This window comes from Trinickia terrae (assembly GCF_005144415.1).
Lineage (GTDB): Bacteria > Pseudomonadota > Gammaproteobacteria > Burkholderiales > Burkholderiaceae > Trinickia_A > Trinickia_A terrae.
On record NZ_SWJE01000005.1, the window covers coordinates 687,048 to 699,479 of the forward strand.

11 protein-coding genes are annotated in these 12,432 nt (G+C 66.9%); 10 read left to right on the forward strand and 1 reads right to left on the reverse strand.

All coding sequences use genetic code 11. From position 1 onward, the window contains the following. Position 1 precedes the first annotated feature (1 nt). The 7 genes from FAZ69_RS12430 to FAZ69_RS12460 are packed head-to-tail and all read left to right on the forward strand — an operon-like array spanning position 2 to position 6,879. On the forward strand, positions 2-1,039 hold the full coding sequence (locus FAZ69_RS12430) for a cysteine synthase family protein (protein WP_240702196.1): 1,038 nt from the start codon (positions 2-4) through the stop codon (positions 1,037-1,039). Beyond that, positions 1,036-2,412: an MATE family efflux transporter gene (locus FAZ69_RS12435; protein ID WP_136894748.1), complete on the forward strand. Its 1,377-nt coding sequence runs from the start codon at positions 1,036-1,038 to the stop codon at positions 2,410-2,412. Before FAZ69_RS12430 ends, FAZ69_RS12435 begins: the two co-directional genes overlap by 4 nt. After that, positions 2,409-3,497 carry a FecCD family ABC transporter permease gene (locus FAZ69_RS12440; protein ID WP_240702197.1) on the forward strand — a complete coding sequence of 363 codons (1,089 nt, stop codon included), beginning with the start codon at positions 2,409-2,411 and terminating at the stop codon, positions 3,495-3,497. The genes FAZ69_RS12435 and FAZ69_RS12440 overlap by 4 nt, the downstream gene beginning before the upstream one ends. Further along, on the forward strand, positions 3,494-4,561 hold the full coding sequence (locus FAZ69_RS12445) for a FecCD family ABC transporter permease (protein ID WP_136894750.1): 1,068 nt from the start codon (positions 3,494-3,496) through the stop codon (positions 4,559-4,561). Before FAZ69_RS12440 ends, FAZ69_RS12445 begins: the two co-directional genes overlap by 4 nt. After that, a complete protein-coding gene (locus FAZ69_RS12450) occupies positions 4,558-5,463 on the forward strand; it encodes an ABC transporter ATP-binding protein (protein ID WP_136894752.1) in 906 nt (301 codons plus the stop codon). The genes FAZ69_RS12445 and FAZ69_RS12450 overlap by 4 nt, the downstream gene beginning before the upstream one ends. Continuing rightward, positions 5,456-6,436 carry an ABC transporter substrate-binding protein gene (locus FAZ69_RS12455; RefSeq protein WP_136894754.1) on the forward strand — a complete coding sequence of 327 codons (981 nt, stop codon included), beginning with the start codon at positions 5,456-5,458 and terminating at the stop codon, positions 6,434-6,436. Before FAZ69_RS12450 ends, FAZ69_RS12455 begins: the two co-directional genes overlap by 8 nt. A 35-nt stretch (positions 6,437-6,471) precedes the next feature. Then, the gene (locus tag FAZ69_RS12460; RefSeq protein WP_136894756.1) at positions 6,472-6,879 is read left to right on the forward strand and encodes a ParB N-terminal domain-containing protein; all 408 of its coding nucleotides are present in this window, start codon (positions 6,472-6,474) and stop codon (positions 6,877-6,879) included. A gap of 70 nt (positions 6,880-6,949) precedes the next feature. Here the strand turns inward: FAZ69_RS12460 and FAZ69_RS12465 are convergent, their stop codons facing one another. After that, complete coding sequence (locus tag FAZ69_RS12465) at positions 6,950-7,477, reverse strand: Lrp/AsnC family transcriptional regulator (protein ID WP_136894758.1); 528 nt, start codon at positions 7,475-7,477, stop codon at positions 6,950-6,952. 152 nt (positions 7,478-7,629) lie between these two features. Here FAZ69_RS12465 and mdeB point away from each other — a divergent pair, with 152 nt between their 5' ends. The 3 genes from mdeB to FAZ69_RS12480 all read left to right on the forward strand — a co-directional run bounded on the left by mdeB (position 7,630) and on the right by FAZ69_RS12480 (position 12,428). Beyond that, positions 7,630-10,350, forward strand: a complete 2,721-nt coding sequence (mdeB, locus tag FAZ69_RS12470; protein ID WP_136894760.1) for an alpha-ketoglutarate dehydrogenase — start codon at positions 7,630-7,632, stop codon at positions 10,348-10,350. A gap of 437 nt (positions 10,351-10,787) precedes the next feature. Then, complete coding sequence (locus tag FAZ69_RS12475; RefSeq protein WP_136894762.1) at positions 10,788-12,089, forward strand: hypothetical protein; 1,302 nt, start codon at positions 10,788-10,790, stop codon at positions 12,087-12,089. Between the two features lie 3 nt (positions 12,090-12,092). After that, complete coding sequence (locus tag FAZ69_RS12480; RefSeq protein ID WP_136894764.1) at positions 12,093-12,428, forward strand: DUF2384 domain-containing protein; 336 nt, start codon at positions 12,093-12,095, stop codon at positions 12,426-12,428. Positions 12,429-12,432 lie beyond the last annotated feature (4 nt).

A 12,432-nucleotide genomic window follows, 5' to 3' on the forward strand; every position in this document is an offset into this window, starting at 1 on the left:
GATGAACATGCGTTTCATGGGTGAACAACCGATGATCGCGCATCCCGCGATCGTCTCGAAGGTGTCGGATTTGATCGGCCGCACACCGCTCTTCGAACTGATCCGCGGCGCCAACGGCGCACGCATCGTGCTCAAGCTCGAATCGACCAATCCGACCGGCAGCGCGAAGATCCGCATGGCCCGGCAGATGTTGGACGAAGCCGAGCAGGACGGCAGCCTGAGACCGGCCGGGCGCGTGATCGAGTCGACCTCGGGCAACACCGGCATGGGCCTCGCGCTCCTCGCGGCGGAGCGGGGCTACCGGTTCACGGCCGTGGTCGACCGCCACGCCTCCAAGGACAAGCTGCGCGCCATGCAGGCGTTCGGCGCGGAGCTCGTCTACGTGAGCGAAGGCGACGCGCTCGCGACCGCCGACCGAGAGGCGCTGGCGGAACGCATGGCCGCTCACGATCCGGACAGCATCTGGACTGAGCAGCACAACAATCCCGCGAACGGCAACGGCTACCGCGAGCTCGCGCGCGAGCTGCGCGCCGCGCTCGGCGAGCGGATCGACTATCTGTACGGCTCGGTCGGCACCGGCGGCTCGTTGTTCGGCACGGCGCGGGAGCTGCGCGCGTGCGGTCCGGCGCCGCGCGTGGTGGGCGTCGAGCCGGTCGGCTCGATTGCGTTCGGCGGCGAGGGCGGGCCGTATCACCAGTCCGGCACCGGCACGCCGCCCGGCGCGGAAATTGGCGCGCTGGTCGACTATGCGCTGCTCGACGAGGGCCTCAAGGTATCGGATGCGGCCGCGTTCAACACCGTGCGCTATCTCGCGCGCAAGAAGGCGCTGCTCGTCGGCGGCTCGGCGGGCGGCGTGATCTGGCACGCGCTGAAGGCCTTCGAGACGCTGCCGTCCGGCGCGACGCTCGTCGTGCTGGTCTGCGACGGCGGCGAGAAATATCTCGACACCGTGTTCAACGACGACTGGATGCGAGAGCACGGCCTGCTCGACGACTCCGTCGCCTGCGAGCTCGATCCCATCTTCGCCGCCGCAGCATGAAGCCGCGCCGACAGTTCCAGGCCGATGCCGCGCGCATCGGCGCGCTCGCCGGACCGCTCATCCTCACCCAGCTCGCGCAGGTCGCGCTCACCACCACGGACATCGTGATGATGGGGATGCTCGGCCCGCGCGAGATCGCGGCCGGCGGGCTCGCGCTGACGCTCTTCAACCAGCTGCGCACGATGGGCACGGGGCTCGTGACCGGCACGGGCAATCTGATCGCGTATGCGAACGGACAGCACGACGGCTCGCAGCTCGAGCGCCTCGTGCGGGCGAGCTTCGCGCTGTCGACGCTGGCTGGGCTCGTCTTCGCGCTGCTCATGCTGCTGGTCGAGAAGCCGCTCGTGTGGCTCGGCCAGGACCCCGCCGTGGCGCGGCAGACGGCGTTCTACCTGGCCGCCGCCGCGCCCGGCATGCTGCCGTGCCTGTGGTTCCAATCGCTGCGGCAGTACACGGTCGGGCTGCGCCAGCCGGGACCGCTGCTCGCGATCACACTGGTTTCGATCGCGGTCAACGCCGCGCTCGACTATGCGCTGATGTTCGGCCGGTTCGGCCTGCCCGAGCTCGGCCTGATGGGCATCGCGTGCGCGACGAGCGGCGTGTACCTGCTGTCGTTCCTGGCGTTCCTGCTGATCGCCTCGCGCCGGCCGGGGCTTGCCGGACATCTGTCGCTCGCGGCGTGGCGCGCCGATGCCCAGGCGCTTGCGCGCGTCTGGAAGATGGGGCTGCCGATCGCGGCGACCTATGGCTCCGAAGCGGCATTTTTCACCGTGCTCACGCTCGTGATCGGCACGCTCGGCACCGACGCGCTCGCGGCGCAGACGATCGTCAATCAGGTCATCTACATCGTGTTCATGGTCTCGGTCGGGCTCTCGCATGCGGCATCGATCAGCATCAGCCACGCGTGCGCCCAGCAGGACTATCGCGGCGCGCGGCGGCTCGGCTACACGGGCCTCGCGCTCGGCGTCGGCGCGATGCTGTTCGTCGCGCTGCCGTATCTCGTTGCGCCCGCGCAGGTGCTCGCGCCGTTCCTCGACCGCGCCGCCGCGGCGAACGCCGAAGTGCTGCGGCTCGCGACCGGTCTGCTCACGATCGCCGCGCTGCTGCAAATCTTCGATTGCAGCCAGAACATCGGCGTCGGCATCCTGCGCGGTCTCGGGGACGTGACGAGCTCGTTTCGGATCTCGATTGTGGGCTACTGGGCGATCGGCCTGCCGGTTGCGTGGGCGGGCGGCGTCATGCTCGGCTACGGCATCTACGGCGTCTGGGCCGGTCTCGCGATCGGCCTCGCCGCCACCGCGACGCTGCTCTTGCGCAAGTTCGAAGACCGGCTGGGCGCACTCGCCAAAAAGGCGCTGGCGGGGCAGTCATGATGCGGCGTCGTTTCGAGCGGCGGCGAGCGGGGCGCAGCAGGCCGGCGGCGGAGGTCCGGCGAGCGGCATTGCCGCAGACGGTTGCGGCTCGCCGCTCGGCGCGGTTCGTCTGCATGACCGTGCTCGCGTTGCTCGCCGCATTGGCGGCCGTCGCCCTCGCGAGTCTCTGCACGGGCAATCTCGCGCTCAGTCCCGCCGCCGCGCTGCATGCGCTCTTCGGCGGGGACGATACGCCCGCCGGCGTGATCGTCCATGCCTTGCGGCTGCCGCGCCTCGTCGCGGCGATGCTGGCCGGTGCGAGCCTCGCCGTTGCCGGTTCGCTGATGCAGGGCATTACGCGCAACCCGCTCGCCGATCCGACGCTCACCGGCGTCGTGAGCGGCGCCGCGCTCGCGGTCGTCGCCGCTAGCGTGCTCGCGCCCTCGGTGCCGGCCGCCGCGCTGCCGTTCGCCGCGCTCGGCGGCGGCGCCGGCGCGGCGGCGCTCACCTTCGCGCTGGCATGGCGCACGCGGCTGTCGCCCGTGCGGCTGTCGCTCGCCGGGACCACCGTTGCCGCGCTGGGCAGCGCGGGCATCGTCTCGTTGATGATCGCGGCCGGGCCGCAGGCCGGCCCGCTGTTCTATTGGCTGGCGGGCGGGCTCGCAGGCGTCGGCTGGCCGCAGGTCGCGGCCGTGGCGCCATGGACCGTGGCCGGGCTCGGCGCGGCTTTCGCCTGCGCCCGCGTGCTCGACACACTTGCGCTCGGGGACGACGCAGCCTCGGGCGTTGGTCTGGACCTGCTGCGCTGGCGCCTGATCCTGGGCGGCACCGCGGTGGCGCTGTCGGCGTCCGTGGTCGCCATGGCCGGGCCGGTCGGCTTCGTCGGGCTGTGCGTGCCGCATCTGATGCGGCTCGCGCTGGGCGGCGGGCAGCGGCGCATGCTCGCCGTGGGCGCGCTGGCCGGCGCATTGCTCGTGGCTGCTGCGGATCTCGTCGCGCGGACGATCGCCGCGCCGCGCGAGCTGCCGATGGGCTTCCTGACCGCGCTCGCGGCGACACCGCTTTTGATCGCGATGATCCGCCGCGATACAGGAGTGCCGGCATGACGGGCGGCCCGGACCTTGCAGCCCGGCCCTCCCGCGCTGCCGGCGCGCCGCTGCGCGCGCTCGGCGCCGGCCTCGGATGGACGGGCGCGCTCGCGGTCACGGTCGTGCTCGCCGTGTCGTTCGGCGCGGCGCACTTTCCGCTCGCGGCGGCCGTGGAGGCGCTGGTCCACCGCGGCGCGGCCCGCGACGCCGCTTTCGTTCTCTGGGAGCTGCGCATGCCGCGCGTGCTGCTGGCGCTGATGATCGGCGCCCAGCTCGCGGCGAGCGGCATGGTTCTGCAGGCCGCGCTGCGCAATCCGCTCGCGGAGCCGGGCGTGATCGGGGTGTCGTCCGGTGCGACGCTCGGCATCATGGTGCTGCTCCTCGTCGCGAATTTTGCGGGCTCGTTCGACAGCAGCAGGCTCGAGGCCTACGACGCGACGTGGATGCCGCTCGCCGCGCAGTTGGGCGGCGTCGGCGCGGCGCTCGCTGTCCATGCGCTCGCGTGGCGCAACGGCACGGCGCCCCTGCGGCTGGTCCTGATGGGCGTCGCCGTCAGCGCGGCGCTCTACGCCGTCGCGATGACGATCCTCGCCGGCTGGGGCTCGAGCCGCATCGAGGTGCTGCTCACGTGGCTGTCCGGCAACCTGTACGCGCGCGGCTGGCGGCATGTGGCGGTGCTCGCGCCGTGGACCGCCGCGGCGCTCGCGTTGCTGCCCGCAATCCTGCCGAGGGTGCAGGTGCTCGCGCTCGGCGACGACGCGGCGGCGAGCGTCGGGCTCGACGTCGAACGCTGGCGCTTCGCGGCGATCGCCTACGCGGGCTTCGCCGCCGCGAGCGCAGTGGCTATCGCGGGCCCGGTCGCGTTCGTCGGCTTGATTGCGCCGCACCTCGGGCGGTTGGCGGCCGGCGGGCCGCTCGCGCGCCAGGCGCCGGCCGTGCTGCTCGCAGGCGCGCTCATCACGGCGCTCGCTGACCTGGCCGGGCGCGTGGCGATCGCGCCAGCGGAGATTCCGGTGGGCGCCGTCACCGCGCTCCTCGGCGCGCCGCTCTTCCTCTATCTGCTTTCCCGTTCTCCCCGATGACACTCGTTGCCCGCGACATTTCGCTTTCCCATGGTTCGCGCCGCATCGTCGACGGCCTGTCGGCGACGATCGAGCCCGGCCGCATCACCGTGTTGCTCGGCCCGAACGGCTGCGGCAAGAGCACGCTGCTGCGCGCGCTGGCCGGCCTGCTGGCGCCGCGCGAGGGCGCGGCGCTCCTCGACGGCATGCCGCTGCAGAACTGGCCGCGCAAGCAGCTCGCGCGCCGTATTGCATTCCTGGCGCAGACGCAGGACGTTCCCGACGGGCTGTCGGTGCTCGATCTCGTGCGGCACGGACGCTTCGCGCACCGGGCGATGCTGCGCGGCGAAACGCGGGCCGATCGCGAGGCCGTCGAATGGGCGATCGACACCGTGGGCCTTGCCGCTTTGCGCGATCGTCCACTCGCGGCGCTGTCGGGGGGCGAGCGGCAGCGCGTGTGGATCGCGCTGGCGCTCGCGCAGAAGGCGGACCTGCTGCTGCTCGACGAACCGACCACCTATCTCGACCTCGGGCACCAGCTCGAAGTCATGGCGATGCTGCGGCGGCTCAACGCGGAGCTGGGCCTGACGCTCGTGATGTCGCTGCACGACTTGAACCAGGCGATGCGCTATGCCGACCGCGCGCTCGTGATGCGCGACGGACGGCTGATCGCCGACGGTCCTCCCGTCGGCGTGCTGACGCCGGAGTTCGTGTCGCGCGTGTTCCATGTGCGCAGTGAACGGCTGCACGGGGCGAGCGACGGGTTTCCCGTCTGCCATCCGCTTGGCTGCGCCGTGCAGCCGCCGGCGGCTTGGGGTGCGGCGGGCGTTTCAGCGGAGGGGACCCCGGCGGCCGAGATGCCGGGCGCGGCGTGGACGGCCGGCCACGTCGTGCCGTTCATCGGACGGGCATCCCATGATTGATCCAAAGCGCCGGGCGCTGGCGCTCGGCTTGCCGGTGTCGGTTGCGTCAGCGCTGGCGTGGCCCAGTCGCGCTTGTGCGCAAACGGTCTACAGCATCGTCGACGACCGCGGCACGAAACTGACATTCCGCGCCGCGCCGGTCAGGCTCGCGACGGTCTCTTACTTCGGCGCCGACACCGCGCTCGCGCTCGGCGTGCAGCCGATCGCATCGACCTTTCTCGCGCCCGGCCGGCGCCCTGCGTATCTGCTCGACAAGATGAATGGCGTGATCGATCTCGGCCAGCGTGCGAGCCCGAGTCTCGAGCTGCTGGCGAGCTCGCAAGCCGACCTGATCATCGCGATCCGGCGCTATACGGAAGCGAACGCGCAACAGCTCCAGCGGATCGCGCCCTATCTCGCGCTCGACCTCGAAACCGGGCAGGACAGCGACCGCAGCATCGCGCTCGTCGGCGCCGCGCTCGGGCGCTCGCAAGCCGCGGCAGGCCTGAACCGGCATTTTGCCGACGTGCTCGAGCAATACCGGTCGCGCGTGCGCTCGCGCCGCGCGCCGCGCTACCTGTTCGTCTGGGGGGCGGGCACCGCGCCCTGGGCCTTCTACGACGAGAACATGACGTGCTCGCTGCTGAACGCGCTGGGCGGCGTGAACGTGGCCGGGGGCAATCCGCGGCCTGCCCAGCGCGACAACACCGCGTTCCAGATGAGCCTCGAGGCGCTGCTGCTCGCCCAGCCGGACACGATTTTCGTCTACGACGACGGATCGTCGCGCGCCTTCGAGACGAATCCGGTATGGCGGCACATGTCGGCGGCGCGCGGCGCGCGCGTCGTCCGGGTGGGCGATCACTGGATCGAGTCGTTCGGCCCGATCGCGCGCCACGCCGTGCTGGCCGAGGCCGCCGCGCACCTGCATCCGGACCTGTTCGCGCGGCCTGACCTGCGCGCGATCGCGTCCTCCTACCTGAACCGTCCCGGCTGACTTGCCTCGCTTCGCCGACATCAAAGGAGATCGCCATGCATCACGACAACTGGCCCATCGTGCTGATCGCCACCAGCCGCATCTTGCCGAACGAAGAGCACGAGGAGACACGCGTGCTCGAAGTCCTGAAGAGCATCGAGCGCAGCGGACGGTGGACCGCGCCGATCGTGCTGGAGCGCGCGAGCCTCGCCGTCATGGACGGACATCACCGGCTTGCAGCCGCGCGGCGCCTGTCGCTGCCGCGCGTGCCATGCCTGCTGCTCGACTACGCGCAGGTCGGCGTGGTGGCGCGCCGGCCCGGCTATCGCGTCGACGGCGAGCAGATCGTCGCGCGCTCGCGAGAGGGCATGCTGTATCCGCCGAAGACGACGCGGCATATCTTTCCGCAGGCGTTGCCGGCGTGCAGCATCGAGCTGGAGGCGTTGGTTGTTTCAGGAAGCTAGGGGGCAGGCTTGTGTGGGCTACAGAGCGGCTTGCGGCGGAATGTACCGGCAGGCCGTCGACGGCGGCCGGTCACTCCCAGTCCGCGGAGGGTTCCTCCAGATCGACGAGCGTGAGTCCCGACGCCGGCAGCGGCAGCGCGGTCTTGTAGCGCACCTGTTTCAGCGCGAAGCTCGAGCGGATGTTCGATACGCCCGGGATCGTCGTCAGCCGGTCGATGATGAAGCGTTCGAGCGTGCGCATGTCCGGCATCACCACCCGCAACAGATAGTCGGCGTCGCCCGACATCAGGTAGCACTCCATCACCTCGGGCCGTTGCGAGATCGCCGCTTCGAAGCGCCGCAGCGCGTCCTCGACCTGCTTTTCCAAGCTCACCTGGATGAACACGTTGATCCGCAAGCCGAGCGGCTCGGGATCGAGCAGCGTGACCTGTTGCTTGAAGAGGCCAAGCTTTTCCAGCGCACGCACGCGATTGAAGCAGGGCGTCGGGGAAAGGTTGACGGCTTTGGCCAGCTCCGCGTTCGTGATCCGCGCGTTCTGCTGAAGCTGGTTCAGGATGCCGATGTCGATGCGGTCAAGCCGCCTGGCGCTGGAGGTCATAGTGTAAATATTCCGGAAATTTGGTGATGATCAGAATATTTACACTATCAAAGCGCGAATTTCCAATGAAATCAGAGGCACATTTTGTGGGCGGGCCGGTAGCATGACTTCCATTGATGCACGCGCCGGAGACAGCGTGCGGGAGACAAGCGATGACGGACTTATCGAGCGGTATCGAGCAGACCAAACGCCTTGAAACGACGAACGTCGACCCCGATCCTGGGGAAACGTCCGAATGGCTCGACGCGCTGGACGGCGTCGTTGCCCACGTCGGCAAGGCGCGCGCGCAATATCTGCTCGACCGCCTCGCCGAGCATGCACGCGCGAACGGGCTCGCGTCGGCGCGCATGCCGGTCACGCGCTACCTGAACACGATCCCGCTCGCCGAGCAGCCGCACTATCCTGGCGACCTCGACATCGAGGAGCGGCTGTCGGCCGCGCTGCGCTGGAACGCGCTCGCGATGGTCGTGCGCGCGAACCGCGCGTATGGCGAGCTGGGCGGCCATATCGCCAGCTACGCATCGGCGTCGGACCTGTTCGAGGTCGGCTTCAATCACTTCTTCCGCGCCGCTACGCCGGGCGGCGGCGACGGCGCGGGCGGCGATCTCGTCTATTTCCAGCCGCATTCGTCACCGGGTGTCTATGCGCGCGCGTATCTCGAAGGCTTTCTCACCGACGATCACCTGCGGCACTACCGGCGCGAGATTGCCGGCCCCGGGCTGTGTTCGTATCCGCATCCGTGGCTGATGCCGGATTTCTGGCAGTTCCCGACCGGCTCGATGGGCATTGGCCCGATCAACGCGATCTACCAGGCGCGTTTCATGCGCTACTTGCAGAATCGCGGCCTTGCGCGAACCGCAGGCCGGACGGTTTGGGGCTTCTTCGGCGACGGCGAAATGGACGAGCCGGAATCGCTCGGCGCGCTCTCGCTCGCCGCGCGGGAAGGACTCGACAATCTCGTGTTCGTCATCAACTGCAACCTGCAGCGGCTCGATGGCCCGGTGCGAGGCAACGGCCGCGTGATCGACGAGCTCGAAGCGCAGTTCTCAGGCGCCGGCTGGAACGTGATCAAGGTGCTGTGGGGGTCCGACTGGGACCCGCTGTTCGCGCGCGACCACGCCGGCGCGCTTGCGCGCGCGTTTGCCGAGACCGTCGACGGCCAGTTTCAGACGTTCTCCGCGAACGACGGCGCGTACAACCGCGAGCGCTTCTTCAGTCAGGATCCGACGCTGGCCGCGCTCGCTGCTCAGCTCACCGACACCGAGATCGACCGCCTGCGCCGCGGCGGCCACGACGCGCGCAAGCTGCACGCCGCTTACGCGCGCGCGCTCGGGCATCGGGGTCAGCCGACCGTGATCCTCGCGAAGACGATGAAGGGCTTCGGGATGGGCGCGGCGGGCCAGGGCCGGATGACGACCCATCAGCAGAAGAAGCTCGACGTCGACGATTTGAAAGCGTTCCGCGACCGCTTCCGGCTGCCGCTGTCGGACGACGATGTCGAGCAGCTCACGTTTTACAAACCTGCGGAAGACAGCCCGGAAATGCGTTACCTGCATGCACGCCGGGCTGCCCTGGGAGGCTATCTGCCCAGAAGGCGGAGAGCGGCGTCGAAAGGGCTGACCGTCCCTTCGATGCCGGCCTGGGGAGCGTTCGCGCTGGACGCGGCCGGCCGCGAAATGTCGACGACGATGGTGCTCGTGCGCATGCTCACGGCGCTGCTGAAGGACGGTGAGATCGGCCCGCGCGTCGTGCCGATCGTCGCCGATGAGGCGCGCACGTTCGGCATGGCCAATATGTTCCGGCAGGTCGGGATTTACTCGCCGCTCGGACAGCGCTACGAGCCGGAAGACCTCGGCTCGATGCTCTACTACCGCGAGGACACGCGCGGCCAGATCCTCGAGGAAGGGATTTCGGAAGCGGGCGCGATTTCGTCGTGGATCGCCGCGGCGACGGCCTACAGCGTGCACGATCTGCCGATGCTGCCGTTCTACATCTACTACTCGATGTTCGGCTTCCAGCGCATCGGTGACCTGATCTGGGCGGCGGCGGACCAGCGCTCGCGTGGTTTTCTCGTCGGCGCGACGTCGGGGCGCACGACGCTCGGCGGGGAAGGATTGCAGCATCAGGACGGCAGCAGCCATCTTGCTGCGTCGACGATTCCGAACTGCCGCGCGTACGATCCGGCGTTCGCGTATGAAGTCGCGACGATCGTCGATGCGGGGATGCGCGAGATGGTCGAAGCGCAGCGCGACGTGTTCTATTACGTGACGGTGATGAACGAGAGCTATGCGCAGCCGTCGATGCCTGCGGGCGATCGGGAGGCGCTGCGCGAGGGGATTTTGAAGGGGATGTATGCGTTGTCGCCGGAAATGCGGACTTCCGCGCGCGTGCAGTTGCTTGGCTCGGGGGCGATTCTCGGTGAAGCGATCGCCGCGCAGCGGATGCTGAAGGAAGACTGGGGTGTCGACGCGGCGGTGTGGAGCGTGACGAGCTTCAGCGAACTGCAGCGCGACGGTATGGAGGCCGAACGGCAATCGCGGCTCGGCGATGCGGATGTGATGCCGTATGTGAGCGCCGCGCTCGGGGCGGCGCGCGGGCCTGTGATCGCCGCGACCGACTATGTGCGCGCAGTGCCGGAGCTGATCCGCGCATACGTGCCGCGCCGCTATGTGACGCTCGGGACCGATGGCTTCGGGCGTAGCGATACGCGGCAGGCGTTGCGGACGTTTTTCGAAGTCGATCGCGCGAGCATTGTGATCGCGGCGTTGAAGGCGTTGGCCGATGAGGAGGAGGTCGAGGCGGACATCGTGCGCGAGGCGCGCGAGCGTTATGGGAAGGCGGCGGAGCCAGGTGCCGCGCCCTGGCAATGCTGAGCTGAACTGCAAGAGGCGGGGTAACCCGTGCATCGGGCGGATGGCTCACCAAGTGAGCTCACCGCGCGCACAAAGCGAAAGGCCCGCGCTCCTAGGAGCAGCGGGCCTCGCGTCTAATTTGGTGGCGAATCACGGGCGTACCCGCCAAGTCGCTCTCAACCCCTGTCTACAAGGGCCTGTCAGGTCGGATGGCTGACAGGTGTCACGGTTTTTCCGTAACACCTACAGTATCACGTTCACCACCCGAATGCGGCCTCCATGCCCAGCCGCCTGTCGTTCTCGGTTGTGGTGCCGCCATTCTTGGCCGCGCGAACCTAGGAGCAGCAGCGTAGTGTGGCCCCAATTATTAACAAAATGTCGTTGAAAATGTCAATTTATTGCGCAATGAAAAAGTATTGACTAATATAGGCTAATACCGCAATTGTTGAGAGGTTCCCATGTCTGTGGCTCCGTTCCCCCGTTTGGTCAAACCGGCTTCGCAGCCGCTCGGCTTGTATTTTCGTGCCGGTCAGAACGACCATGCGCCGCTCAGCCAACTGCTGGCCCAAGGTCAAAGGTCTTACTACGGGGTTGTGGTTGAGGCCAAGCGAGCTGAGCGTCACCGCGAATTGCTGAAAGAGGCGGAAAGAGGACGACTGGAGTGCATACTCGATCCGTGTACTCAGGCTTCAGCCACAATCGGAGGCTTTTCGGAGAAGCTTGGAGCTTTGCCTTGGGGAGTGGGGCGCCCCCATGCCGTTGATGACTTTCAAGGTGCTTCAAGAATTGAATTGATGTCAAGGCTCGCGGATTTCGCAGTCGAACATGGCTTCAGTCAGGTGTTAGCTCCGACGCACTACGTCAGGGGTGTCGAAGACCCGTGGTTTAGTGCCGACATTTCCGCGCTTTCCGATTTGAGGGGGGCCTTGGACAGGGCTGGTGGTAGAACGATTGAAATTAACTACTCTTTATGTTTGCCCTATGCGACGTTTAGGGACGAGGCGTTGCGTGCACAACTGGTTCATGAACTGGAGGGTGCGCCAGTGCAGTCCCTCTGGTTACGTGTTGATGGGTGTGGTGCGGACAGCACGCCAACGGCGGTGAAGAATTATGTCGCAGCTTGTGGTGACTTCAACGAACTCGGCCTGCCGATTGTAGCGGATCAAGTTGGCGGTCTTCCTGGCTTATCGCTGCTGGCGTTTTCTGCAGTCGGTGGACTTTCGACAGGCTTGGCGGCCGGCGAGCGATTCAACGCGAGTCATTGGCACCGCCCTCGATTGGGCAAGGCGTACATGAAACACGCGGGAGTGTACATTCCTGCACTGGATCTGCTTCTTGATCGAAAGGATGCCGAAGCACTGTTTGAGCGGAATCCTCGAATAAAAGGGCTTTTCGGTTGTAGGGATCACGACTGCTGTTTGCGCGGCATCACCGACATGTTGCAGACACCGGCTCGACACTTTGCAATTCAACGTATCAAGCAGGTGGCTGAGCTTAGTCAGTATGTGGAGTCGCTACGGCCCCAAGTTTTCCTGGATCGGTTCGTTCGTCCCACAACCGATTACGCCCTCCAAATGTCGAAAGCAACGGGATTGAATGAATCGCTCCAGAAGCGTTTGGCCGCACATAGGCAACGCCTCGATGCGCTTCGCATAACATTGGGGAAAATTATCGAATCAGGTGACCTGGCAGTTCATGCGCAGATTCCCAAGACACGCATGATGCGGGAAGCCACTTATTCAAATCATCGGACGAGGTAAATCATGACTGCTATTGCGCGCAAACTAGACATCATCACCGAAAAGGGCGGTATGCGTTTCATTGATGTTGCCAATCTGCTGGGAACGCGCCCAGAAACGGTTTCGCGCTGGAATCAAGGTAAGGCGTTTCCTCACCCCGGTACCGAAAAGCTGTTGCTTGAGCTTGAATGGATAATCGAGCAACTGGCAGATCTGTACGAACCTCAAGAGGCTCGGTTATGGTTGTTTTCTAGGCAAAAACTATTGAATGGTGCCGTTCCGGCTGATCTGATAGCGTCTGGTCATTCGGAGGACGTTTTGGCGATGATCTCAAAGTTACGTGAAGGCGTCTATCTCTGAGTGC

Excerpts from the sequence above, each read along its gene's own strand:
- FAZ69_RS12430 (WP_240702196.1), top strand. The coding sequence starts at position 2 with ATGAACATGCGTTTCATGGGTGAACAACCGATGATCGCGCATCCCGCG.
- FAZ69_RS12435 (WP_136894748.1), top strand. The coding sequence starts at position 1,036 with ATGAAGCCGCGCCGACAGTTCCAGGCCGATGCCGCGCGCATCGGCGCG.
- FAZ69_RS12440 (WP_240702197.1), top strand. The coding sequence starts at position 2,409 with ATGATGCGGCGTCGTTTCGAGCGGCGGCGAGCGGGGCGCAGCAGGCCG.
- FAZ69_RS12445 (WP_136894750.1), top strand. The coding sequence starts at position 3,494 with ATGACGGGCGGCCCGGACCTTGCAGCCCGGCCCTCCCGCGCTGCCGGC.
- FAZ69_RS12450 (WP_136894752.1), top strand. The coding sequence starts at position 4,558 with ATGACACTCGTTGCCCGCGACATTTCGCTTTCCCATGGTTCGCGCCGC.
- FAZ69_RS12455 (WP_136894754.1), top strand. The coding sequence starts at position 5,456 with ATGATTGATCCAAAGCGCCGGGCGCTGGCGCTCGGCTTGCCGGTGTCG.
- FAZ69_RS12460 (WP_136894756.1), top strand. The coding sequence starts at position 6,472 with ATGCATCACGACAACTGGCCCATCGTGCTGATCGCCACCAGCCGCATC.
- FAZ69_RS12465 (WP_136894758.1), bottom strand. The coding sequence starts at position 7,477 with ATGACCTCCAGCGCCAGGCGGCTTGACCGCATCGACATCGGCATCCTG.
- mdeB (WP_136894760.1), top strand. The coding sequence starts at position 7,630 with ATGACGGACTTATCGAGCGGTATCGAGCAGACCAAACGCCTTGAAACG.
- FAZ69_RS12475 (WP_136894762.1), top strand. The coding sequence starts at position 10,788 with ATGTCTGTGGCTCCGTTCCCCCGTTTGGTCAAACCGGCTTCGCAGCCG.
- FAZ69_RS12480 (WP_136894764.1), top strand. The coding sequence starts at position 12,093 with ATGACTGCTATTGCGCGCAAACTAGACATCATCACCGAAAAGGGCGGT.